The following is a 21140-nucleotide window of genomic DNA, read 5'->3' on the forward strand; positions in this document are numbered from 1 at the left end:
TCAAAGGTCGCCGCGTCATCTGGGGCGGCCGGCATGCTCTGCGCAGGGTGGTCTACATGGCAGCGCTCACCGCCAGCCGCTCAAATCCCGTACTCAGAGCCTTCCACCAGCGTCTCATTGCCAACGGCAAGCAACCAAAGGTCGCCATCGTCGCCGTGGCCCGAAAGATTATGACCATCCTCAGCGCCATGCTTCGACACAACCAACCCTGGTGTCCAGACAAAGCCTGAAAACACAGTTGCTCATCCGACCTCGCTTCGCGAGGCCACCGCCCTGGGGCGAGCCACGGGTCTCGCCCCGCCCTTCGGACCCCACAAGGGGATAAGCAAGGGCCAACGTCATTGCCCACATTGACAATAGTTCAACGCAAGTTGAACTTCCCCCTCCGCAGCCCTAGCTATGGATGGATCTGCCCATCCCGTCCCACGCTATCTTCCCCACGAGGCCCGACATGACAGACTACACCCCGCCGAAAGTATGGACCTGGAACAAGGCAAATGGCGGCGCCTTTGCCAGCATCAACCGACCGATTGCCGGGCCGACGCATGACAAGGAATTGCCCGTCGGCAAGCACCCGCTGCAGCTCTATTCGCTGGCGACGCCGAACGGCGTCAAGGTGACGGTCATGCTGGAGGAGCTTCTGGCGCGCGGCCACAAGGGCGCCGAATACGACGCCTGGCTGATCAAGATCAATGATGGCGACCAGTTCGGCAGCGGCTTTGTCGACGTCAACCCCAACTCCAAGATCCCGGCTCTGATGGACCGCAGCGGCGCCACGCTGGTGCGCATCTTCGAGTCCGGCTCGATCCTGGTCTATCTCGCCGAAAAGTTTGGCGAGTTCCTGCCGACCGAACAGCCGGCCCGTGCGGAAGTGCTGTCCTGGCTGTTCTGGCAGATGGGCTCGGCGCCGTATCTGGGCGGCGGCTTCGGCCATTTCTACGCCTACGCGCCGCAGAAATTCGAATACGCCATCGACCGCTTCGCCATGGAAACCAAGCGTCAGATGGACGTGCTCGACCGCCGGCTGGCGGAAACTGAATATCTCGGCGGCAAGGATTACTCGATCGCCGACATGGCGGTGTGGCCCTGGTATGGCGGGCTGGCGCTCGGCCGCATGTACAATGATTCCGCCGACTTCCTGTCGGTGCAGGAATACAAACACGTTCAGCGCTGGGCAAAAGCGATCGACGAGCGCCCGGCGGTCAAGCGCGGCCGCATGGTCAACCGTGCCTTCGGCGAGCCGGCCCTGCAGCTGCACGAGCGCCACGACGCCAGCGATTTCGAGACGAATACGCAGGACAAGCTGGCCGCGGAATAGGCAGCGGCAAGACTGAACTTCAGAAGAAAGCCCGCCACGGCCGCGAAGCCGGTGGCGGGCTTTTTCCTAGGGCTAAGTTGGCCTCATGCCACTTGCCATGGCCGATCCATGATCAGTGCAGAACCTCGACGATCTGACGGGTCTCGGGGTCGACGAGCACAGTCTGGTCGTTGATCACCGCGACGCGGTACTTGACGTCAGGCACCTCACGCAGTTCGACCGTGTCCGGCACCGGCGAGCCGAGCTTCAGCTCGAGGCCGAGCAGATTGACCGACGCCAGCGGCTGTTTCTTGACGTATTCGCGAACCACCGTCTCCTGCTCCGGCTGAACGACGATGGTGTCCGCCACGGCCGCACCAATGCCGCCCATCAGGACGATCGCGGCTGCCGCACTCGAAAGATAATGTTTCATAACAAATCTCCATACTAGCTATCTGGGTTGCACCCTGCAGGGAAACTCGGCGACCGCAGCTAGGTTCCATCCCGATTTTCAAAATAAACATGCGAATTTCGCGAAGGATTTCGATTTATCTGTCAATATACGTGATGAGTAAGTCTAATGCTCTACAGAAATCCCGCGAGTTATTAGGAAATGTTCTATTGTGGCACAACATTACTCCCTCGCAAGAGCATCAGCGTGCTCTTACGAAGGGCGCAGTCCGTTCATTGCCTTAGGAAGAGCTAACGTTGAACGAACGGTGTCGTTCCAGAAGCCGTTTTCCGGCACACGAAAAAGGCCCGCACTGCCGGGAGCAGAGCGAGCCTTAGACTGTGCCGGTGGAGGTGGCAGCCTCACCGGTCACACCAGAAAACGCCGGTGCCGGTTTCCGGTTCCAACAGGCGTTCGAGGTGGCCTGGATCGGATGCAACCATGTCGCGGTGATGACGTTGTGCCCGACATTTCCCAAACGAATCCAGAGCAAGGACGATCGCGACATGGCTCCCCGACCCTCCGTGACCAAGCATCCCTTCACACTGGTGTTTGTCGTCATCGCGCTGATGGCGCCGTTCGCCGGCCTTGCCTGGCGCACCCGCGAATGGATGGGCTGGTAACGCGAAGCGCCATTCCTGATCGGGGTATCCTGCCCTTAAAACCAGACGCCGTCACGATGCAGCGGCGGAACAGCGTCGACCTCATCCCGGCTTGTCGCCTCGTGCGCGCGGTTGAAGATAAGCCGCACGACGAGCACGAAATAGCCTGCCTGCAGGACAACCAGCACAGCTATCGTCCAGGCAAGCGCCTGCCAGAAAGAACCGGTGGCCATATAGGTCCAGACCGCGACAATGACTGAAGTGGCCGACATCCCAACGAGAAATTGTCCAAAATACATCGATGCCAAAGCCGCCGAAACCGCCCCGGTTCCAACGACTCCCTTCCCGAACTCCCATTGCCCGCACACAGCGTTCCATTATTTTAGCAACTTCGCAAGTATGTGATCAGCCGGTTCGGCGACGGCTATTGCGCGTTGGCTTGGTCCGGCGCAATTTAATGCTCGCGGACTGACATAGCTTAGAAAACAAGTCCGCGGGGATGGGGGAATGACGCTCAAATTGATTGGGGCCGGTTTCGGCCGCACCGGCACGTGGTCGACTTTTGCCGCGCTGAACAGGCTCGGCCTGCCCTGCTATCACACGCAGGAAGTGATCATAAACAAGGCCAACAGAGGCCATCTCGACTTCTGGCGCAAGGTGGCCAACAGCCCGCCCGGCAGCCAGCACGACTGGAACCGCGTCTTCGCCAACTATACGGCCACCGTCGACAACCCCGGCTGCTGCGTGTGGAGGGAATTGCTGGCCACCTATCCCGACGCCAAGGTGCTGCTTACCTTCCACCCACGCGGCGCCGAAGCCTGGTACGAAAGCACCATCGACACGATCTATTTCACCAAGAATGTCTGGCAGTTCAAGATTCTGGAATGGTTGACGCCCTTCGGGCGGAAATTCGGCGACATGTCGAGCAAACTGGTATGGGGCCGCACGCTGGACGGCGTGATGGACGACCGTGACAGGGCGGTGGCGCGATACAACGCCTATATCGAGGAGGTGAAGGCGGCGGTGCCGCCGGACAAGCTGCTGGTCTACAAGGTGACCGAAGGCTGGGCGCCGCTCTGCGAGTTCCTCGGCGTGGCGCTGCCCAACGATCCCTTCCCCAACCTCAACGACCGCGAGACGATCAAGAAGATCATCCGCGACATCATCAAGGGCTCATACATCATGCTGGGGCTTGCGGTCGCCGCTGTCGTGGCGGTGGTTGCGGCGCTGTGGTGGTGGCTGGGGTAGAAGGAGACTAACGTACCTCGCCCCCCGCAATGTCGGCGTAATCCCTCCGGGCTAACCCCGCCCCACAACAGCCGTGTGGGGTTTGATCTTGAGTTTCGAAACGAGCGAGCGCGCCGGGTTGCGGGAAACCGCCGGCGTCTTCAGTCAGATCCTTGGCCTTTGCGGGCGGCTGGGGGTGCGGCAATCCAGGATTTTCCTCACCCGCTTCGCCTGCAAGCCAGTGAGTTCTTTCAAATGGGTCCGCTTTCTTGCGGGTTTCCGGCGGCGGCACGGGCTGGGCTGCCCGCATGACGATCTCATGCGCAAGAAGCCCTACAAATTCTTCGCCCTTGGGCTGCCCGGCCATCGCGGCTTCGACCTTTTGGTCGACCATTTCAACCTGGCGGCGGCGGGTCTGCCGCGGGAAATGCTTGAGGCGGCATGGCGCGGGCGGGCGATGGACATCGGCCAGGTCAACGGGCGGCGCGATGCCTATACCCTCACCATGCGTCTGTCCGTTCATTCCGGCACCAGTCACGAAGGCGCCTTCTCGATAAGGCTGACACGGCAGAGCGACCGGCTCGACCTGGTCAGGCTGAGCTTCATCCTCTACCCCTTGGGCACCAGCCCCCTGGGCGCCGGCCCCTTGGACGCCAGCCCCTCGGGCACCGGCAGCTACACCGTCGCCATTGGCGGGCTCCAGGGCAGCAAGGAGCCGGAGGCCAAGCGCGCCGTCATCGACGCCACGCGCGATCTGTGCGGGCTCAGGCCCAAGGATGCGGCACTGCTGGTCATCGAAGGCATCGCCATCGGTGGCGGCGCCGATCATGTCCTCGGCGTCTGCGATGCCAGGCACACCATCAACTTCCGCTCGCCCGAAAAACGCGCCCGCAAGCGTGCCGACATGGACCAATACTGGATCGATCGCGGCGGTTGCGAAGGCGGCGAATTCGGTTTCGCCATGCCGGTACGGAGCCGCGACATGGCAGCGCCGCTCAGCCGCCGCGATGTCTACAAGTTCGAATTCCTGGAGTTCGGCAAGCGCCTTTTTGCCTCAATGCCCAGGCTGAACGAGGTTCCACTCGATCTGCCTGCAGGAGGCCCTCACCCGATGAAATGTGGAAGGAAGCACATCATTGTCGGATGGCGGCGGGGCGTCATTTTACCCTTGCCAATGTCCGAATTCGCCCCTCGACAGGGCAAGAAGACTATATCTCATTTGGCTAAAATAGCGGAACGTCCCATGGACATTGCCGGAACCGAAGAAGGCCCCTCGGACCTTTGCTTCAACCACCTAAGACCTTGGTCCTACAAGGAAACGCAAAAGGCCGATGCGACCCCTCATCGGGAACATCCCGCCTCTGCCATCGTTTGCCGCAAGGTCTTCGGACCGGACTGGATTTCGGAGGAAGAGCGATGCACCATCGGTCCATCATCACCAGAACAGGCCACGGCCCGGGCACGGCGATCGCCGTGTTGATGGTCGGACTTGTCGCGGTCGGGATTGTGTTCCTCGTCCTGGGCGGCTTGCTCTATTTCGGCGAGCAGCAATCCAATCAACACGCTCTGTCTTCCGTGCCCGCCCGATCGGCCCAGGCGGCCGACCAGAGGGCAGCGGAGTGATGGGCCGAAGCGCCACTTTCCTTGCACAGAACTTTATTCACAATGGAGGACTCAAAGTGAAAACCACGCTTCTCTCGGCACTTCTCATTGTCTCCGTGCTGTCCCCCGTCAACGTTGCCCCGACGCAGGCCGCCAGCCTCGTCATCACCACGGACAACGGCACGCATATGGGCCGCCACCACTGGCGCGATCATCGCTGGCACAAACATCACAACCGGCATTGCTTCGTAAAGGTCAGGAAGCATTGGCGCCACCACCACTGGGTCATCGAGAAGGTACGGGTCTGCGATTTCGATCGCTTCTAGGCCATGCCGAGGATGCAATTGCCCAGGCCTCATCGAAGGTTCCGTCTGAACGGGCAAACCTTGGCGGTGGCGGCTGTCTGGGGCGTGGCGGCGGTGGTTCTGGTGCTGATGGTGACGGGAGCGGTCGGCTTCTGAAATCCGGCAGCGTCTATCCCTAGGGATGCCTCGCCTCCGCCTTGCAATCACATTAGATACTACTAATGTAAAAGACGCCGGCTCCCGCCAGAAGCCGGCGGGGCCCGACGTTTCTCCCTTTTGCACCAAGCCGTCGGGCCCCTTCCGCTATCCAGCATCAGCCATGGCGTCAGCGCGCCAGTATCATGCCGCCCTTCGCCACCGCCTTGCCCCGGCGATAGACCGTCCGGTCCTTCGGCACGGCGACCACCGCCTCGGGCACGTGCTGCGCCCGCATGGCGACGAAGTCGGCGCTGGCGCCGACCACTATGCCGTAGTCCTCCAGCCCCAGCGCCCTGGCGCCGGCATGAGTCACCGCATCGAAGGCAGCCGCCAGTTCGTGGTCCTCATAGAAGCCGGAGCGGTAGCCGATCATGTTGGCTCGGTTCAGCATGTCGCCATCGCCATAGGGCCACCAGGAATCGCGAATGTTGTCGGAGCCGCTGAACACGGTGACCCCTGCCTGTCGCAGAGCCGCCACCGGCGGGAAGGCATGGTTGCCGGGCGCGTTGGTCATGATCGCCACGCCAGCGGCCGCCAGCATTGCGCCGGCCTTCGCCAAGGCGTCTGCCGGAATGTCGCCCAGCCCATAAGCGTGGCTGACGGCGACATGGCCCTGCATGCCGAGCGCCTTTGTCCGCGCCGCGATCTCCTCGACCTGGAACAGGCCGAGCGTGCCGCCATCATGCAGGTGGATGTCGACGCCGGCGCCATGCTTTTGCGCCAGGGCGAACACCACGTCGAGATGGCCCTTCACATCGCGGTCGAAGCTGGCCGGGTCGAGCCCGCCGATGAGGTCGCAGCCAAGCTTCAAAGCCTCGTCCAAAAGCTCCGCCGTGCCGGGTGAGGACAAAATACCGCTTTGCGGGAAGGCGACGAGTTGGATGTCGATGAGGTCGCGATATCTTTCGCGCACGGCAAGGATCGTCTCGACATGGCTGAGCCCAACCGAAGCATCGACCATGACATGGCTGCGCATCGCCAGGCTGCCATTGCCGATACAGAGATCGAGCTGGTTCTTCGCCCGCTCGGCCATCGGCGCCGCGGCGGCAAGGTTCTGTGCCTGGAAGGCGACGCGCTCGCGCACGTCGAAGCCGTTGGTGCAGGGAATGTGCGGGCGCCAGGCATCGCCATAGAACGAGGTGTCGAGATGGATATGCCCCTCGACGAAGGCCGGCACGACAAGCTGGCCGCCGAGATCGATGATGCCGGGGTCAATGATGGCGGCGTCGATGGCGGTCATATCAGCCGGCGGCGCACTTCCGGCCGGCGCGATGGCACTGAAGCGGCCGCCGGTGACGAAGAAATCCGCCAGCAAGCCATCGGCCAGTTTCGCGTTGCGGAAAATCGTCTGTTCGCTCATGGGCTTCTTCCCTGCTGAAAGCGCCAGTCCTCGCCGCCCGCTCGCCGCGGGTCAATGCGGCAGGCAAGAGAAACTGTTTCTCGGCAAATATCCCAGCGAATGGTTCGGCGAAGCAAACCGCGAATCCGCGCCGCAGCTCCTGCCTATTCCGCTATCACGGAAGTTTCGAACGCCCGACGACGTGTCATGGTGTTGCTGCGGCGGTACGAGCCGCCCTGGTTGACGCGGGCGCCCAGCCATCCCAACAATGCGCCCCCCCGTCCGCGTCGACCACGGCATGCGCCAGACGGCACAGCTGCCGCGCGAAGCGACGATCAGCCCGCAGCGTCATTCTTTTGCAGCGTCAGCCGCCGACCAGCGCCTTCGTGGTCACCACAGTCGCGCCGGCCTCGCTGAATTCGCCATTATGCCGGGCGATGATCTGCAGAGCACTCTCGCCGGCGCTGTCCAGCGTGCTGTGGGCATCGGAAACCACGGTGACGCCGAGGCCTCTGGCGATCGCGGCCTTGACGGTCGCCGCCACGCAAAAATCGGTCTGCGCGCCGAGGATCACCACGGCACCCGCGCCCTGCCCGGCGACCCAGTCGCCGAAGGCAGGATTGCTGAAAGCATCGCGCACGGATTTGGCGAAGGTCGGTTCATCGTCGGCCTGGCCAAGGGCGGGCCAAACCGGCCAGCCCGGTTCACCCGGCGCCAACGGGTCGCCCTCGGGTCCGTCATGCCTGACGAAAGCGACCTTGCGCCCACCGCGCCTTGCCCAATCGATCACCGTGCGGGTGCGCTCGGCAATGCCCGAAGCATCATGGATCGGCGGCTCATGCACGCCGTCAAACATGCCGGTTTGGAGGTCGATGACAATGAGAGGCGCGTTGGCCAGGAGGCTGGGTGCTGACATGGCGCGAACATAGCTTGGGCGACGAGAGGGTCAAGATCGGCCAGGCCCTCGAATCGGGAAGCGGACAAGCTCTTGCCTCAGTTCCGCGACTGCATCCCGAAGCTCCGGGCCGATGGGAACCTTGAAGCCGTGCTTGTCCCATTCATCACGCCTCGCCCACGGCGGCGCGGACTCAAGCCGGAAGATCACCTTGATATCATTGTGCTTGCTTCGGAACTCCAGATTTGGTTCTAGAAACCCACACCACGATCTCTCGGCCCGCCCCTGCGATGTTTGCTCCAGCCATTCAGCCAAACGCAGAGCCTCAAAAGTTGTAAGGCAGGGATCACGGAAGCTCCATCTCCGACCATTGATGGAAGCTTCGCCCCCAACAATCAGCCAGTTCGAATCCCACTTATCGTCATGTATATCTGGAAACTGATATTGCAGCAGCGACAGACGCAGTGAACAGTTCGGTCCCGTCAAAAGCATTTTGGTCGAGCAATCGATGCTCAGATTTATTGCGTTCGATGGTTGCTTTAGCGAATTCGATCATTTCTGTCACGCGATCCGATCATCGCATGCCCCTCACCCCGGCGCTCCCGCAAACAGCACCACACCATCGCCACCCGTCGCCGGCCAATCCCTGATGGTGCGGTCGTAGCCGCCGGTCAGCACCGTGCCGTCGGGAGCGAAGGCCACGGCGTAGATCGGGCCGGTCTGGCTGTCGAACATGGCGATCTGGTTGCCGGTTTCCATGTCCCACAGCCGTGCCGTCCCATCGAGCGAGCCCGACGCAGGCGCTTGCCGTCGGCCGATAGCGCCAGCGTATAGACCGTGCCTTCATGGCCTTCGAAGCGCTTCACCTCGCGGCCGCTGTCGAGGTCCCAGACCTTGATCGTCAGGTCGCCGCTGCCGGTGATCACATGGTGCCCGTCAGCGGTGAAGACGGCGCCATAGGTGCCTTGCTCGTGGCCGTGCCAGCTGCGCAGCTGCTTGCCGCTTTCGATGTCCCAGAGTTTTAGCGTGCCGTCGATCCTGCCGCTCAGCGCCTGCTTGCCGTCGGGCGAGACGGCGACCGCGCTGATCGACCAGTCGTGCCCGGTCAGCACATGCAGCACGGAATTGTTGACGAGGTCCCAGACGATTACATTGCCGGTGTCGTGCCCGCTGACGGCGCGCTTGCCGTCCGGGCTGATCGCCAGCTTGTTGACGCCGCCATTCTGACCGGCCTGGAAGACATGCAGCACGGCGCCATCGGCCAATTTGCGCAGCACGATCTCGCCGTCGTCGCCGGCCGTCAGTGCGCTGACACCGTCGGGCATGTAGAGCGCGGTGCGCGCCATATCCTTGTGGACGCCGAGATTACGGATCAGGTGCTTGCCGCCAATGTCCCACAGCTTGATCACATGGTCGGTGCTGGCGCTCATGATCGAGCGCCCGTCGGGCGCCACCGCCAGCCAGACGACCGCGTCACGATGGCCATCGGGCTGCGTCGGCGCCGCCGGCGGCGGTGGCGGCAACGGCGCCACGGTGGGCGGCGGGATGACCGCGACCTCCGGCGGCGACGGGGCGACGGGCGTTGGCGGAGCTAAGACCACGGGCGGCGCTGCGGGTGCCGGTGCGGCCGGAGGGCTGACGGCTACCGGCGGTGGAGCAGGTGGCGCCGCTGGCGGGGCTGGCGCAGGTGCCGGCTCGGGAACCGGCGGCGCACTGGCGACATCCTGGCCCTTCGGCTCGGCGGGTTTGGGTTCGGCAAGTTTCGGTTCATCAGGCTTGGGTTCAACAGGTTTGGGTTCGGCAATCTTCGGTTCATTCGGCTGGCTGGCCACCTCGCCGCCACCCCACGGGCCGAACCGGTCGATGGCCAGCGCCGCCACCACAATCAATGGCAAGGCGAGAAAGATCTTGCGCAGTCCGGGCCTGCCGGTCTCCTGCACTTCCGCCGCGCGGCCAAACAGCGGCGTTCCGGCAGCATGCGCCGGCCGCCCGGGCAACAGGCCGGCCCAGAACAACAAGGCGCCGGCCAGGCAGGCGAATGCCGCCAGAACGAGCCCGGTCAACCGCAAGGAGGACGCATCCGAGGGCAGTGCGAAAAAGTCCTGCCAGCCAACGGCACCAGTAACGACGAGCGGATAGACCCGCGCCAGGCACCCGATGGCGACCACAACCAAGGCAAGCGCCAGCAACCTGTCAGCCAATCTGTTCATCGCGCTCTCCGCCCGCGGATTTGGATAAGATTATCAGCGCCGGCCTATACCGCAAAGCGCCGCCCTCACTTCCTGTCCTCATGTATATCACTGGAAGCTTCCCGGTCCGGACCAGGGGCATTCATAGAAACAACGGCTTAAGCATGTCGAGCCGCGCTTTAGAGTGCCGATCTCTGCCCAATCGGGCCGAAGCAATCGGCATCCTGTAGGCAGAGTCTCCCGATGTTCTGGTTGGGATAACCTCGACTATCCCCAGCACAACATTGACAGACGATCACGATGTGTCACTATCGTGACGGGATATAGTGGAGAGCGTGCATCATGAAGAAGATTTATGACCGGCCTGTCCTGGTCAAGAAAGGCAATCTGAGATCGGTCACGGCCGGACCCTCCGCCCCACCGACACCGCAATAAGTCGGCGTGTCAGTGCCGAATTTTCCAACATTGTCACATACATACCTTTGGGTGCCGACAGCGCTCTCCTGAGCGTTGCGCGCATCCTTACGATTGTTTCATGGAGCCTGAATCATGAAGAAGATTTATGAGCGACCCATCCTGGTCAAGAAGGGCAATCTGAGGTCGGTCACCGCTGGCCCCTCGGCGCCGATACTACCAGGCTGATCTCAGCACCCGGGACCAGACCCGCCAACACTATCGGGCAATACTCTCCGGCCGACAGGCGGGCGCGCTCCGTTTCTTTGGGCGGCGTTTCCTGGGGTGGCAATGCTGTTGCCGCCCGCATCCATGCGACGATCGTCGCGAGCCTCTTACCTCAATTGCACCCAGACCGGCGCATGATCACTGGCGCCGTCCTCCCCGCGCACGTCACGGTCGATACCAGCCCCTTTCAGCCGGCGGGTGAGTGTCTTCGACAGCAATATGTGGTCGAGCCTTAAGCCCGCATCGCGCGGCCAGCGGTTGCGACGATAATCCCAGAACGTATAGAGCGTCTCCTTCGGATAGACCTTGCGCAGCGCATCCGTCCAACCCTGCTCGATGAGCGCCGCGAAGGCGGCGCGGCTTTCCGGCTGCACCAGCGCGTTGTCGTCATAGGAGCGGGTGGCATAGATGTCGCGCGGCTCGGGCACGATATTGTAGTCGCCGGCCAGCACGACCGGCAGGCCGGTGTCGAGAAGCTGCCCGGCATGCGCCTCCAGCCGTGCGTGCCAGGCGAGTTTGTACTGGAATTTCGGCCCCGGCCGCGGATTGCCGTTGGGCGCATAGAGACAAGCGATGACGATGCCGTTGACCGCCGCCTCGATGTAGCGGCTCTGCTTGTCGGCCTCGTCACCGGGCAAGGTATCGCGGGTCAGCACCGGTTCGGATCCTCGCGCGAGGATGGCGACGCCGTTCCAGGTCGGCTCGCCCTTCCACACGGCACCGTAGCCGGCGTCGGCCAGCGCGGTGCGCGGAAACTGCATGTCGCGCGCCTTCAATTCCTGCAGGCAGACAACATCGGGTTTTGCCACGGCCAGCCATGCCAGCATGTTTTCCAGCCGGCTGTTGATGTTGTTGATGTTGAAGGTGGCGATTTTCATTGGTGGATCAGGAGGCCACGCTGCCTACCCAACCCTTCACCGTCTCGGCCAGCGTCTTCAAATGATCGGCCGTCGAAAATCCCGAGATGCTCTTGCGCGGCTTGAGATCATGGTCGCCATCCTCCAGCCAGATCACTTCGATGCTGTCGGAGAGCCCATAACCGGCCACTTCCTCCCGCGTGCCGAACTCGTCACGCGTACCCTGGAAGATCAGCGTCGGCGTCTTCAGCCCGGCCAGATGCTTGGTCCGCAATTGCTCGGGCTTTCCCGGCGGATGAAAGGGATAACCGAGGCAGACCAGCCCTGAAATCTCGCCCTTGGCGAACATCTCGTCCGCCACCATCGAGGCGACGCGTCCGCCCATCGACTTGCCGCCGATGATCAGCTTTCCAGTGACGCCCTTGGCGCGCAGATCGGCGATCGCCTTCACATATTCCGGGTTCACAGTCTCGGCGCGCGGCGGCGGCTTGCGTTGGCCGTAGCGGCGGGCCGCCATATAGTGGAACTCGAAGCGCGCGACCTGGAAGCCGGCGGCAGCCAGAGCCTTGGCGGTTGCGGTCATCGAAGGAGAATCCATCGACGCGCCGGCGCCATGCGCGAGCAGGATGGTGACGGAGGCGGTGTCGTCGCCGTCGAAAAGGAAGGTGGTCATGGGGCGGTCTTTCGATTCAGGTCGCGATCCCTTGTCAGCCAACTGCTGTCTGTCCAGATACACCGTCGCAAACCTGCGATTGCAGATATTCAACCTGGGCAGCGAGCAGGCTCGGCCATCCAGTGGCGTCGATACTGCTTATCCATTTACAAGCAGCTTCACGCCCATGAATCTGCTCAAGCAAGCAGAAATAGGCGGTGTCTCGCCATGACCCGCACAATTGCGAATTGCCGTCCATCACATCCAGCGCCGACGCCCATGCGAACCATCGCCTGATCCATGCGCCGACCTTGCCGTCGAGATCGGCAATGCACTGAGTTATGAAAGCATCTAGCTCCTGTTCGGTGGCGACCCAGAAGAAACCCCGGATGGGGGGCCGAAAATCTGCGTCGATGGCATTGAAGCCTTTTAGGAGGAATTGCCGGTTCCGCTGTCTAGAGCTGCGGGTTTTGAACTGAGCCGAACTCGGATCCTTGACTTCATACCAGGCATCGAAGTTCTTCCACAGCTTGGCGAATTTCTTCCACTTGAAGGCAGCGGCAAGCTCGCAGTCATACGCGCCGTAGCGATAGTCCGCAGAGCAATCCAGCTCGATACTGAAATCGGTCAGGTTGTCCGCCGACGCGATTATCAACTTGGCGCTGCCCGGCTTGAACCATCTCTCGCCAAGGCGTGCATGGAGTTCTTCGGCGACCCGCGTTCGGATGGTCTTGGCGTCGAGTTGCACGTCTTTCCCTCACCCCGCCGTCCGCGCCAGCTGCATATCCACGAACTGCACGCCCCTGGCCGCCACCCCAGCCCATTCCGACTCCGGATCGAGCTCCAGATAGCGCACCCACAGCCGCCGCGCTTCCTGCAAATTGCCGGCGTCGAACTCCAGCCGCGCCAGGTTGAACACCGGGTCGGCATAGCTCTTGTCGAGCGCGATCGCCTTCTGCAGGTGCCGTCGCGCCGAGGCGTCGCGGCCTTGCTCGCTCATCAGCCCGGCCAGGTTGAACCAGGCTTCCACGAAGGCTGGGTCGAGTTTTATCGCCCTGGCATAGTCATGCGCGGCGTCGGCCGCGTGGCCGCCGGCGCGCAGGCAGTTGGCGCGGTTGAAGGCGGCGATGGCATCGCTGGGGTCGATGGCGAGGCAGCGCTGGTAGAGTGCGGCAGCACCTTCATGGTCGCCGCCCTCCTCCACCGCTTCGGCCTCGGAAAACAGCTCTTCCAGCGTGTCGTCGCCTTGTGCCGCGCTTCCCAGATCGAACAGCAACTGCCCGTCGAGTTCGCTCTGGCCGCCTTCGAGATAGATCGCGTCAGGGCGGCCGTGCTGCGAGCCGACATTGAGCGACTTGGCGGTGAGCGAGGCGACCGGGCCGGAGCGATGCACGGAGCGCGCGATCGCGCCCCAGGTCGCACCGCCGGCCACCAGCCCGGCATATTTGCGCGCCAGGATCAGGTCGCGGAAGGAATAGGGTTCGCAATCATGCTCGAAGGCATCGAACAGCGACAACAGGTCAAGGTCGGCGCCAGACAATCGCGATTGCTCGATCAGCGATTGCCGCGACAGTGACGACGCCCCCGGCGCCTTCATCAGCCCGAGCATGCGCAGAAACCCGTTCTCACTGAGCAGCATGCGCCCGGCCGCACGCTCGGCGGCGACGCGGCGCTCGATCCCGGCATCGCCGTTTTTCGTCAATCCAGCCTTGGCGAGAAGTGTGCGGCCTAACACGACATGCGTGGTGCGCCTTGTGATGCCGCGCCGGAGCTGGCCATGCTGGCGCTCGACCTCGCGAGCCGCCAACCTAAGCGGAAACGCCGCCAGCGCGCCGATGGTGCCAAAGACGGCGCCCGCCGGTGCCGTCATTTCTTGCTCTTGCCGACCGCCTTCAGCAGACTGGCCTTCAGCGGATTTTCAGGCGCACCGCCCGCTGCCGCCTTCTTGGCGGCGGGCTTGGCCGCCACCTCGTCGGCCTTGCTCTTCGACTTGGCCGGCGGCTTCGACTGCGACAGGCTCGCCTTCAGCGCATCCATCAAATTGATGACATTGCCACGCTCGGGCGCGGCCGCGATGATCGGCTCGTGGCCCTTCAGCTTCTCGCGGATCATCGCCATCAGTGCGATCTCGTAGCGATCCTCGTAGTTCTTCGGATCGAAGGTGGTTTCCTTCTGCTTGATCAGCGCTTCGGCGAGCTCAAGCATCTCCTGATCGGGTTTGCCGGCAGGAATGTTGCCGAAATACTCAACCGTGCCGCGCACTTCGTTCGGGTTCCTCAAGGTGCACACGAACATGCCGTTCTCGCGCGCGCCGATCGTCACGATGCGCTCACGGCTGGACAGCACCAGCCGGGCGATCGCCAGCTTGCCGGATTTGCGCATCGCTTCGCGCAGCACAGCGAAGGTCTCTTCGGCCATCGCCCCATCCGGCGCCATGTAGTAGGGCGCATCCTGGTAGATGACATCGACCTCGCCCTCATCGACGAAGGCCTCGATGTTCATCGTGTGGTTGGATTCGATGCGCACCGCGTCGAGGTCGGCGTCATCGATGATGATGTACTGCTTGTCCTCATACTCGTAACCCTTGACCAGGTCCGAGCGCTCGACAAGCCCGAGTTCCGGATCGACCGGCTTCATGTTGATGCGGTTGTGGGTCTTCTTGTGCAGTTGATTGAACGAGATGCGCTCGCTGGTCGTCGTTGCGGGGTATAGCCGCACCGGACAGCTGACGAGGCTGAGCTTGAGATAACCCTTCCAACTTGCCCTTGGCGCCATGATACACTCCTACGCGGCCATGCACTGACATTGACTGCAGCGCTTTTCGTCCGAAGGACGATCAAGGCCGCGCAAATCCTACACCGACGCCAAAGATACAGGCAAATCCCTGACGAAATCTTCCGCTACGCTTTTGAGGTCGTTGGGAGAGAATAATTCAAATTGTCGGAAGCGTCGATGGCGGAGCGCCAGTTCCTCGCCCCCACGGGAGTGGGGGCGAGGAACCCAAGCTTATTTGAACACCGGCAAATCCCGCGCAAATTCCTCGATCTCCGCCCAGGGATCGCCCGAAGTCTCCAGCAGCCCCGGCAGCGACGAGTAGTTCAGATCCTGCGGCGCATCGATCGTCTCCAGATCGCTCCAGCTCACCGGCGTCGAGGCCGGCAGATTGGTGCGGGCGCGCAGCGAATAGGGCGCCGCCGATGTGTGGCCGCGCGCGTTGCGGTGATAGTCGATGAAGATGCGCCTCTTGCGGTTGTCCTTGCCCATGGTGGTGGTGAAAGTGTCGGGCGCGGTCGCCGCCAGATGGGTTGATATGGCGCTGGTCGCCTGATGCAGCTTCTTCCAGTTCTGCTTTGATGTAACCGGCACCGTGATGTGGATGCCATTGCCGCCGGAGGTTTTTGCGAACGGCACCAACCCCAGCCCCTCCAGTTCGCCCTTGATATGCACCGCGGCCTCGACCACCTCGCGCCACGAAATCCCCTCGCCCGGGTCGAGGTCGAAGACGATCTGGTCAGGCTTGTCGAGGCTGGTGCGGTGCGTGCCCCAGGTGTGGAACTCGACGACGCCGAACTGCGCCAGCGCCAGAAAACCCTTGGCGCCTTCGACCGACAGGAAGGATTTGGTCTCGCCCTCGGAATTCATCGTCTCGAAGGTCACCACCGAAGGCGGCATGCCGGTGAAGGCGTGGCGCTGGAAGAAACAGTCTTTTGGCAGGCCGGTCGGGCAGCGCACCAGCGACACCGGGCGGCCAAGGATGTGCGGCAGCATGAAATCGCCGACCAGTGCGTAGTAGACGGCGATGTCGAGCTTGGTCGGCCCGGTCTTGCCGAACAGCCGCCGCTCCGGATTGGTCACCCAGATGGTGGCAAGATCGGCCTCCGAGATCAGCCGCTTGCGCTTGGCCGAGACCGGCGTCGACAGCCCGACATCCCTGAGACCGCGAAACACGCCATGGCGCAGCGAATTGTCGGCGGTACGGTTGGCATAATGGATACGCGCGGAAAACAACGGTTTCACCCAGTGCATCTCGCGCATGATTTCGCGCGGCACGCCTTCGGGTGGGGTCGCGCCCGATGTCAGCGGCTCCAGCCGGGCGAGCAGGTCGGCCGCGGTCGCGGCATCGAAACCGGTGCCGACCTTGCCGCGATAATGCAGTTCGCCGTCCTCCCACTCGGCCATGCCAAGGGCAGCCAGCCCTTCCGCCGCTTGCGAGATCGTGTAACCGGCGATGACGAAATCGTCCTTCTGCAGCGCCTTGCACTTGGTCCAGCTCTTGGTGCGGCCGCTCTGGTAGATCGCGGTGGCGCGTTTGGAGACGACGCCTTCGAGCCCGAGCTCCGTCGCCTGGTCGTAAAGCCCCTGCCCCGAGCCCTCGACATGGTCGGAGAACTGGATGGCGGAGTTGGCGCCGAGGCCGCCAAGCAGTTCCGCCAGCAGCGCCTTGCGCCGGATCAGCGGCGTCTTCATCAGGTCCCAGCCATCGAGATGCAGCAAGTCGAAGGCATAGAAATGCAGCTTGCTGCCGGCGCCCTCGGCCAGCGCATCCTGCAGCAGCGCGAAGCGGCTGATGCCCTTCGCATCCAGCACCATGATCTCGCCGTCGATGATCGCCTCGCGGCACGGCAGTTTTGCGAAAGCATGCGGCAGGTCGCCATAGCGCTTCGTCCAGTCGATGCCGCCTCGGGTGATCAGCCGCACCTCGCCATTGGAGACATGCGCCATGGTGCGGTAGCCGTCGAATTTGATCTCGTGCAGCCAGAGCTCGTTGGTGTTTTCGGCAGGCCCTTCGCCGCCCGGCGGGTTTGGCACCTGCGTCGCCAGCTGCGGTTCAATACGGCTGAGCGCCGGCGCCTTCACCGCGCCCGGCAGCGTGCCGGGTTTCAAGGAACCCGGCTTTGGCGCGGACTTCGCTGACGGTTTCGTGGCGGCCGCCAGTTCTTCGATGCGCAAACCGGACTTCACGCTTTCCGGCCGCGCTTCCAGAATGTTCAGCGCCGTGTCGGCGGCGAGATCGCGCTCCTTGAACAGCAGCCAGTTCTTTTTCTCCGCGTCCTCGCCGGGCTTGGGCTTCAGGCGGGTCAGCATCCAGCCGCCATTGAGTTTTTCGCCGGCGAGGCGAAACTTGAAGGCGCCAGTGCGCAGGCTCTTCTCGACATCGTCCATCGGCGCCCAGGTGCCGGTGTCCCAGACGATCATCGGCCCGCCGCCATACTCGCCCTCGGGAATGACGCCCTCGAAGTCGATATATTCGAGTGGATGGTCCTCGGTCTCGACCGCCAGCCTTTTGTCGGCCGGGTTGAGCGAAGGCCCGCGCGGCACCGCCCAGCTCTTCAGCACCTCGCCGACCTGCAGGCGCAGATCATAATGATCCGCTGTGGCGTGGTGCTTGTGGACGACGAAGCGGTTGCCGTCGGCGGAAATGAGGCCGCCGGCGGGTTCGGGCGTTTTCGAGAACTCACGCTTGGCGCGATAGGTTTTGAGTTTTGGCGGGGTGGTCATGGTCAGGCGGTGGCGGATGCGGATGCGCTTTCCCAGCGCCGCGTTCCGTCACACCCCCCTCTGTCCTGCCGGACATCTCCCCCGCAAGGGGGGAGATCGGATGTCATTTCGGCTTTCGCCAATCGCCGATGTTGAAAGTGACGTGCTGCCAACCAAGCGGCCAATCTCCCCCCTTGCGGGGGAGATGTCCGGCAGGACAGAGGGGGGTGCTGTCCYGCCAGCATTTCAGATTTCCCAGCGCAATGCGAAGAAACAGCGGCCACGCTCAATCGTCGGCAGCCGGCGTCAGCTCAAGCTCGGCCGGGGTCAACCCCTGTTGCAGCTGGCTCAGACGGAACTCATCCACCCAGTAGGCCTCGCCGTCGACCAGCACGCGTGCCTGGTAGGCACCGTCCGAAAAGCTTTGGGCGGTGATGTAGACCTTGTGGTTGTCGAGCGCCTTGCGAACCGCTGCGCGCTTGGCATTCTGGCCGATGACGGGACTGAACATGACGCTGCCCTCGGTCGCCCTGACACGCAACATGGCCGCTTCCACGGCCTGGCGACTGGTCTCAAGGATGACGGAGACACGCTGTCCTGTCAATTTCGCGGACAACGGGTCGGCCGCGCGGCTTACGATCCGCTGCTGGTGACCTTTGTGCCGATCGTCGTGAACTTGGCATTGATCGCATTGCCGAGCGCGCCGGCGCCGGTGATGATGGCAAGCGCGATGAGGGCGGCGATCAGGCCATATTCGATGGCGGTCGCGCCGGTTTCATCCCGCATGAAACGGGAAACGATTGCTGGCATTTCTAGCCCCTGGTTTCTGATCCCTCGCACAACCCTATAGACACCGCGAGTTGCGGTTCGGTTAAATTTTGCCAGCCTTTTGAGGGTGCTTGCGCGCGGAGCTGAATCAAAACATGAAGCATCCGCTCAACGGACACGGCTTGGTTGCAGGCGGCCCAGGCCGGAGCTGTTTTCAGCTTGCCGGTCTGGAACCGCCCACCCGCCTTGTGTCCTTCCCAAGACAGCGGACCAGATAGGCGCATCGACGCCGATCCGCTTTGACATGGATCAAGTGCCAAATGCACCCACGGGTTTGGCCTTTGGCAGGCGCGAAACATCTTCAGGCGCCGGGCCCTTTTTACTGGGCTCGCGAACCCCCATGTCGAAATCCGCTCCCGGCGAACGACATTGATCCAGCGCCGACGAGGCGCGATCAGGTCAAACGACAGGGAGCACCATCATGGCCAAGATGCTTGTCATCTACAAAAACCCCGCCGATCCGGCGGCCTTCGAGCCGCACTATTTCGACATCCATCTGCCGCTCGCAAAACAGCTTCCCGGGCTGCAGCGCTACGATGTCAGCAAACAGCCGATCGTGAACATGCTACCAGGCGAGACACCTTACATCGTGGCGACCCTCTATTTCGACAGCCTGGACGCCATGCGTGCGGCCTTTGCCAGCGAGATCGGCAAGGCCTGCGCCGTCGACCGTCGCAAATACGCGCCTGACGACCGTGTGACGATGCTGCTTTTCGATTCCGAGGCGATGTGAATCGTTAATTCGCGGGCAGGCCTCAGGGGCAGAAAAACCCGCCGTCTTGGGGCGGCGGGTTTGATGGTCACGTCGAACGACTGTCTGATGTCAGAACGTGGACGGGAGCGCTAGCGCCGTCAAGCCGCGGCTGAAATATCTCGGCGAGAACGCCACGGCCGAGCGGCCCTCGTCTCAGACAGCCTCGCTCTCGAAGATCAGCATATCGGCGCCACCCGTCGCGAAGATCTGCAGATCGGCTGCAGCCGCCTGCCCCTCGGCACTGGCGAATGCATTCTGGATGGCGGCCAGGTCGTCGAACTGCAAGGTGGCGATCAGATAGACCTTCGCTGGTCCCGCCGGCGTCATGACAGGGCCGCGGCTGATTTCGTAGCGCCGCAATCCCGGAATGGTCTTGGCCAGCGGAATGTGCTTTTCGCGATAATAGGCATCGAATGCCGCAGGATCCCCAGGCGTGCCGTACATCACCACCAGGCTTGCCATCATTGCCTCCCGAAATCGTTGCGCTGCAGGAGCGTGATGACTTTGCCGGGAGCTTGTCAATCCGCCCTTCCCTGCTAAGGCAAAGGAGCATGGACGGCAGCCTCAGTTCTTCAATCGCCGCAACCGGCGCATCACGCCCTGAACCGCCTTGTACAGCCCGGGCTTCGAGCGCACGAAAAGCTCGGCCTTCCCGCGCAGTTTGATATAGGCGGTCGAACCCCTGCCCTTCAGCGTCACCGCCTCGCACACCTCGGCCAGCACCGCGCTCGAAGCGCCGATATGCTGCTTGTAGCCCTGGCTGCCGACCGACAGGTCGAAATAACCAAGCCCCTGCTCGCGCGCCCACACCATCAGCTTGCCGATCGTCGTCAGGCCCGGCGAGACGTTGGGAACCGCGTCCTGGTCGATCCCGAGCAGAAGCGCGTGCAAGGTGCCCTTCATGACCAGCACGTAGATGACGGCGAGATAGGCTTCACCGGCACGCAGCCCGAACAGCCGCACCGAGCCGTCGGACAGGCCTTGCAGGGCGGCGTTGCGGTAGAATTCGACGACCGGCGCCTGCGTCAGGAGGTCGAAACGCCCGAGCTCGCGGAAGCGGTTGAGCCTTAGCTCCAGAAGCGTGGCGAACTGCTGCTCCACCAATTCAGGCGTCTCGGCTTCGACCAGATCGAGCTTGCCCAGCTGTTCGAAGCGGCGGCAGTGCTTGTGGAAATTCTTGGCGAAGGACGATTTGCAGACGCGCTTGATCAGCGTCTCCGGATTGCCGTCCAGGGCCAGGCTCGAGGCGATCTGGATGGAGTCGCGCGCCGCCGAAAGCAGCGCCAGCGGATTGTCGACGCCGTGAATCTGTTGCGGGATTCCCGCGATGTGGAAGCGGTCCGTCGGCGGCAGCACGGCGCGCACCGCCGCCCAGGCGTCGTCGGCGCTCTGCCTAGTCCAGGGTCTCGCATCGGCCAGCAGCGGCGCCGCGTAGTCGCACACGCCGCCGCTCAGCCATTCGATCACGTAATGGCCCCGAGCACGGCGGCGCATCAGCGGCAGCAGCATGACCGGCGCACCCGTGGCGGCATCGTTGACCTCGACGACGAGCAGCTCCGCGTTTTCGGGCATCAGCCGTTTGGCGATCCCTTCCACCCAGGCAAAGCCCTGGTGGCCGGTGCACAGGCCGGTCTCCTCGAGGCGCAACCAGAGGGGCTTTGCGGTGTCGAAGCTGGTGTGCAGCCGCGCTTTGTAGCGCGCGACAGCAACAGCCGGGGACAGTGGTTGGCCCTGTACATCCACCACCTCAGCTATTCGCATTGCCTGGCCTGCCACCTACGTCTC

24 protein-coding genes are annotated in these 21140 nt (G+C 62.9%); 7 read left to right on the forward strand and 17 right to left on the reverse strand.

The window, feature by feature from the left end; genetic code table 11:
* Both AC1DX4_RS34465 and yghU read left to right on the forward strand, forming a co-directional pair.
* On the forward strand, positions 1-230 hold a 230-nt coding region (locus AC1DX4_RS34465; RefSeq protein WP_477222957.1), incomplete at its 5' end, for a transposase.
* Between the two features lie 221 nt (positions 231-451).
* Complete coding sequence (gene yghU / locus AC1DX4_RS34470) at positions 452-1318, forward strand: glutathione-dependent disulfide-bond oxidoreductase (protein ID WP_477224581.1); 867 nt, start codon at positions 452-454, stop codon at positions 1316-1318.
* Positions 1319-1430: 112 nt separating this feature from the next.
* Here the strand turns inward: yghU and AC1DX4_RS34475 are convergent, their stop codons facing one another.
* Complete coding sequence (locus tag AC1DX4_RS34475) at positions 1431-1730, reverse strand: DUF1236 domain-containing protein (protein WP_477224582.1); 300 nt, start codon at positions 1728-1730, stop codon at positions 1431-1433.
* Between the two features lie 676 nt (positions 1731-2406).
* Positions 2407-2622, reverse strand: a complete 216-nt coding sequence (locus tag AC1DX4_RS34480; protein ID WP_477224583.1) for an exopolysaccharide production repressor protein — start codon at positions 2620-2622, stop codon at positions 2407-2409.
* Positions 2623-2857: 235 nt separating this feature from the next.
* On the opposite strand from AC1DX4_RS34480, the gene AC1DX4_RS34485 reads away from it, so the two are divergent.
* The 3 genes from AC1DX4_RS34485 to AC1DX4_RS34495 all read left to right on the forward strand — a co-directional run bounded on the left by AC1DX4_RS34485 (position 2858) and on the right by AC1DX4_RS34495 (position 5505).
* Entirely contained in the window at positions 2858-3598 is a 741-nt protein-coding gene (locus AC1DX4_RS34485; protein WP_477224584.1) for a sulfotransferase family protein, read from the forward strand.
* Positions 3599-3686: 88 nt separating this feature from the next.
* Positions 3687-5057, forward strand: coding sequence for a DUF535 family protein (locus AC1DX4_RS34490; protein WP_477224585.1), 1371 nt, complete (start codon positions 3687-3689; stop codon positions 5055-5057).
* A 199-nt stretch (positions 5058-5256) separates the two neighbouring features.
* Positions 5257-5505: a hypothetical protein gene (locus AC1DX4_RS34495; protein ID WP_477224586.1), complete on the forward strand. Its 249-nt coding sequence runs from the start codon at positions 5257-5259 to the stop codon at positions 5503-5505.
* Positions 5506-5809: 304 nt separating this feature from the next.
* Here the strand turns inward: AC1DX4_RS34495 and AC1DX4_RS34500 are convergent, their stop codons facing one another.
* From AC1DX4_RS34500 to AC1DX4_RS34520, 5 genes are all read right to left on the reverse strand, one after another.
* Positions 5810-7042 (reverse strand): amidohydrolase family protein, encoded by a 1233-nt coding sequence (locus tag AC1DX4_RS34500; protein ID WP_477224587.1) that lies wholly within the window; start codon positions 7040-7042, stop codon positions 5810-5812.
* A 343-nt stretch (positions 7043-7385) separates the two neighbouring features.
* Positions 7386-7937, reverse strand: coding sequence for an isochorismatase family protein (locus AC1DX4_RS34505; protein ID WP_477224588.1), 552 nt, complete (start codon positions 7935-7937; stop codon positions 7386-7388).
* Between the two features lie 30 nt (positions 7938-7967).
* Positions 7968-8408 (reverse strand): WapI family immunity protein, encoded by a 441-nt coding sequence (locus AC1DX4_RS34510; RefSeq protein ID WP_477224589.1) that lies wholly within the window; start codon positions 8406-8408, stop codon positions 7968-7970.
* Positions 8409-8504: 96 nt separating this feature from the next.
* Positions 8505-8618 carry a hypothetical protein gene (locus AC1DX4_RS34515; RefSeq protein WP_477224590.1) on the reverse strand — a complete coding sequence of 38 codons (114 nt, stop codon included), beginning with the start codon at positions 8616-8618 and terminating at the stop codon, positions 8505-8507.
* Positions 8588-10126 (reverse strand): WD40 repeat domain-containing protein, encoded by a 1539-nt coding sequence (locus tag AC1DX4_RS34520; protein ID WP_477224591.1) that lies wholly within the window; start codon positions 10124-10126, stop codon positions 8588-8590. Before AC1DX4_RS34520 ends, AC1DX4_RS34515 begins: the two co-directional genes overlap by 31 nt.
* A 528-nt stretch (positions 10127-10654) precedes the next feature.
* Between AC1DX4_RS34520 and AC1DX4_RS34525 the strand changes: the two genes are divergently transcribed.
* Positions 10655-10747, forward strand: a complete 93-nt coding sequence (locus AC1DX4_RS34525) for a lasso RiPP family leader peptide-containing protein (RefSeq protein WP_477224592.1) — start codon at positions 10655-10657, stop codon at positions 10745-10747.
* Positions 10748-10893: 146 nt separating this feature from the next.
* On the opposite strand, the gene AC1DX4_RS34530 is transcribed toward AC1DX4_RS34525, so the two are convergent.
* From AC1DX4_RS34530 to AC1DX4_RS34565, 8 genes are all read right to left on the reverse strand, one after another.
* On the reverse strand, positions 10894-11664 hold the full coding sequence (locus AC1DX4_RS34530) for an exodeoxyribonuclease III (RefSeq protein WP_477224593.1): 771 nt from the start codon (positions 11662-11664) through the stop codon (positions 10894-10896).
* A gap of 7 nt (positions 11665-11671) precedes the next feature.
* Positions 11672-12316 (reverse strand): alpha/beta hydrolase family protein, encoded by a 645-nt coding sequence (locus AC1DX4_RS34535; RefSeq protein ID WP_477224594.1) that lies wholly within the window; start codon positions 12314-12316, stop codon positions 11672-11674.
* Positions 12317-12350: 34 nt separating this feature from the next.
* The gene (locus AC1DX4_RS34540) at positions 12351-13043 is read right to left on the reverse strand and encodes a hypothetical protein (protein ID WP_477224595.1); all 693 of its coding nucleotides are present in this window, start codon (positions 13041-13043) and stop codon (positions 12351-12353) included.
* Positions 13044-13052: 9 nt separating this feature from the next.
* Positions 13053-14165, reverse strand: coding sequence for a tetratricopeptide repeat protein (locus AC1DX4_RS34545; protein WP_477224596.1), 1113 nt, complete (start codon positions 14163-14165; stop codon positions 13053-13055).
* Entirely contained in the window at positions 14162-15070 is a 909-nt protein-coding gene (gene ku, locus AC1DX4_RS34550) for a non-homologous end joining protein Ku (protein WP_477224597.1), read from the reverse strand. The genes AC1DX4_RS34545 and ku overlap by 4 nt, the downstream gene beginning before the upstream one ends.
* A gap of 231 nt (positions 15071-15301) precedes the next feature.
* Entirely contained in the window at positions 15302-17794 is a 2493-nt protein-coding gene (ligD, locus tag AC1DX4_RS34555) for a DNA ligase D (RefSeq protein WP_477224598.1), read from the reverse strand.
* A gap of 265 nt (positions 17795-18059) precedes the next feature.
* Entirely contained in the window at positions 18060-18284 is a 225-nt protein-coding gene (locus AC1DX4_RS34560; protein WP_477224608.1) for a hypothetical protein, read from the reverse strand.
* A 122-nt stretch (positions 18285-18406) separates the two neighbouring features.
* Positions 18407-18583, reverse strand: coding sequence for a Flp family type IVb pilin (locus AC1DX4_RS34565; RefSeq protein ID WP_477224599.1), 177 nt, complete (start codon positions 18581-18583; stop codon positions 18407-18409).
* 439 nt (positions 18584-19022) lie between these two features.
* Here AC1DX4_RS34565 and AC1DX4_RS34570 point away from each other — a divergent pair, with 439 nt between their 5' ends.
* Entirely contained in the window at positions 19023-19334 is a 312-nt protein-coding gene (locus AC1DX4_RS34570; RefSeq protein WP_477224600.1) for an EthD family reductase, read from the forward strand.
* Positions 19335-19508: 174 nt separating this feature from the next.
* Here AC1DX4_RS34570 and AC1DX4_RS34575 read toward each other — a convergent pair whose 3' ends face one another.
* Both AC1DX4_RS34575 and AC1DX4_RS34580 read right to left on the reverse strand, forming a co-directional pair.
* Positions 19509-19817, reverse strand: a complete 309-nt coding sequence (locus AC1DX4_RS34575; protein WP_477224601.1) for an EthD family reductase — start codon at positions 19815-19817, stop codon at positions 19509-19511.
* Positions 19818-19919: 102 nt separating this feature from the next.
* Positions 19920-21131, reverse strand: coding sequence for a GNAT family N-acetyltransferase (locus AC1DX4_RS34580; RefSeq protein WP_477224602.1), 1212 nt, complete (start codon positions 21129-21131; stop codon positions 19920-19922).
* Positions 21132-21140: the final 9 nt, after the last annotated feature.

The organism is Mesorhizobium sp. P3_A8 (assembly GCF_056402995.1).

What these genes read in the sequence shown, in the direction of transcription:
- yghU (WP_477224581.1), top strand. Translation starts at nt 452, where the DNA reads ATGACAGACTACACCCCGCCGAAAGTATGGACCTGGAACAAGGCAAAT.
- AC1DX4_RS34570 (WP_477224600.1), top strand. Translation starts at nt 19,023, where the DNA reads ATGGCCAAGATGCTTGTCATCTACAAAAACCCCGCCGATCCGGCGGCC.
- AC1DX4_RS34475 (WP_477224582.1), bottom strand. Translation starts at nt 1,730, where the DNA reads ATGAAACATTATCTTTCGAGTGCGGCAGCCGCGATCGTCCTGATGGGC.
- AC1DX4_RS34500 (WP_477224587.1), bottom strand. Translation starts at nt 7,042, where the DNA reads ATGAGCGAACAGACGATTTTCCGCAACGCGAAACTGGCCGATGGCTTG.
- AC1DX4_RS34520 (WP_477224591.1), bottom strand. Translation starts at nt 10,126, where the DNA reads ATGAACAGATTGGCTGACAGGTTGCTGGCGCTTGCCTTGGTTGTGGTC.
- ku (WP_477224597.1), bottom strand. Translation starts at nt 15,070, where the DNA reads ATGGCGCCAAGGGCAAGTTGGAAGGGTTATCTCAAGCTCAGCCTCGTC.
- ligD (WP_477224598.1), bottom strand. Translation starts at nt 17,794, where the DNA reads ATGACCACCCCGCCAAAACTCAAAACCTATCGCGCCAAGCGTGAGTTC.
- AC1DX4_RS34575 (WP_477224601.1), bottom strand. Translation starts at nt 19,817, where the DNA reads ATGGCAAGCCTGGTGGTGATGTACGGCACGCCTGGGGATCCTGCGGCA.
- AC1DX4_RS34565 (WP_477224599.1), bottom strand. Translation starts at nt 18,583, where the DNA reads ATGCCAGCAATCGTTTCCCGTTTCATGCGGGATGAAACCGGCGCGACC.
- AC1DX4_RS34485 (WP_477224584.1), top strand. Translation starts at nt 2,858, where the DNA reads ATGACGCTCAAATTGATTGGGGCCGGTTTCGGCCGCACCGGCACGTGG.
- AC1DX4_RS34530 (WP_477224593.1), bottom strand. Translation starts at nt 11,664, where the DNA reads ATGAAAATCGCCACCTTCAACATCAACAACATCAACAGCCGGCTGGAA.
- AC1DX4_RS34545 (WP_477224596.1), bottom strand. Translation starts at nt 14,165, where the DNA reads ATGACGGCACCGGCGGGCGCCGTCTTTGGCACCATCGGCGCGCTGGCG.
- AC1DX4_RS34505 (WP_477224588.1), bottom strand. Translation starts at nt 7,937, where the DNA reads ATGTCAGCACCCAGCCTCCTGGCCAACGCGCCTCTCATTGTCATCGAC.
- AC1DX4_RS34560 (WP_477224608.1), bottom strand. Translation starts at nt 18,284, where the DNA reads ATGTTCAGTCCCGTCATCGGCCAGAATGCCAAGCGCGCAGCGGTTCGC.
- AC1DX4_RS34510 (WP_477224589.1), bottom strand. Translation starts at nt 8,408, where the DNA reads ATGCTTTTGACGGGACCGAACTGTTCACTGCGTCTGTCGCTGCTGCAA.
- AC1DX4_RS34535 (WP_477224594.1), bottom strand. Translation starts at nt 12,316, where the DNA reads ATGACCACCTTCCTTTTCGACGGCGACGACACCGCCTCCGTCACCATC.
- AC1DX4_RS34480 (WP_477224583.1), bottom strand. Translation starts at nt 2,622, where the DNA reads ATGTCGGCCACTTCAGTCATTGTCGCGGTCTGGACCTATATGGCCACC.
- AC1DX4_RS34525 (WP_477224592.1), top strand. Translation starts at nt 10,655, where the DNA reads ATGAAGAAGATTTATGAGCGACCCATCCTGGTCAAGAAGGGCAATCTG.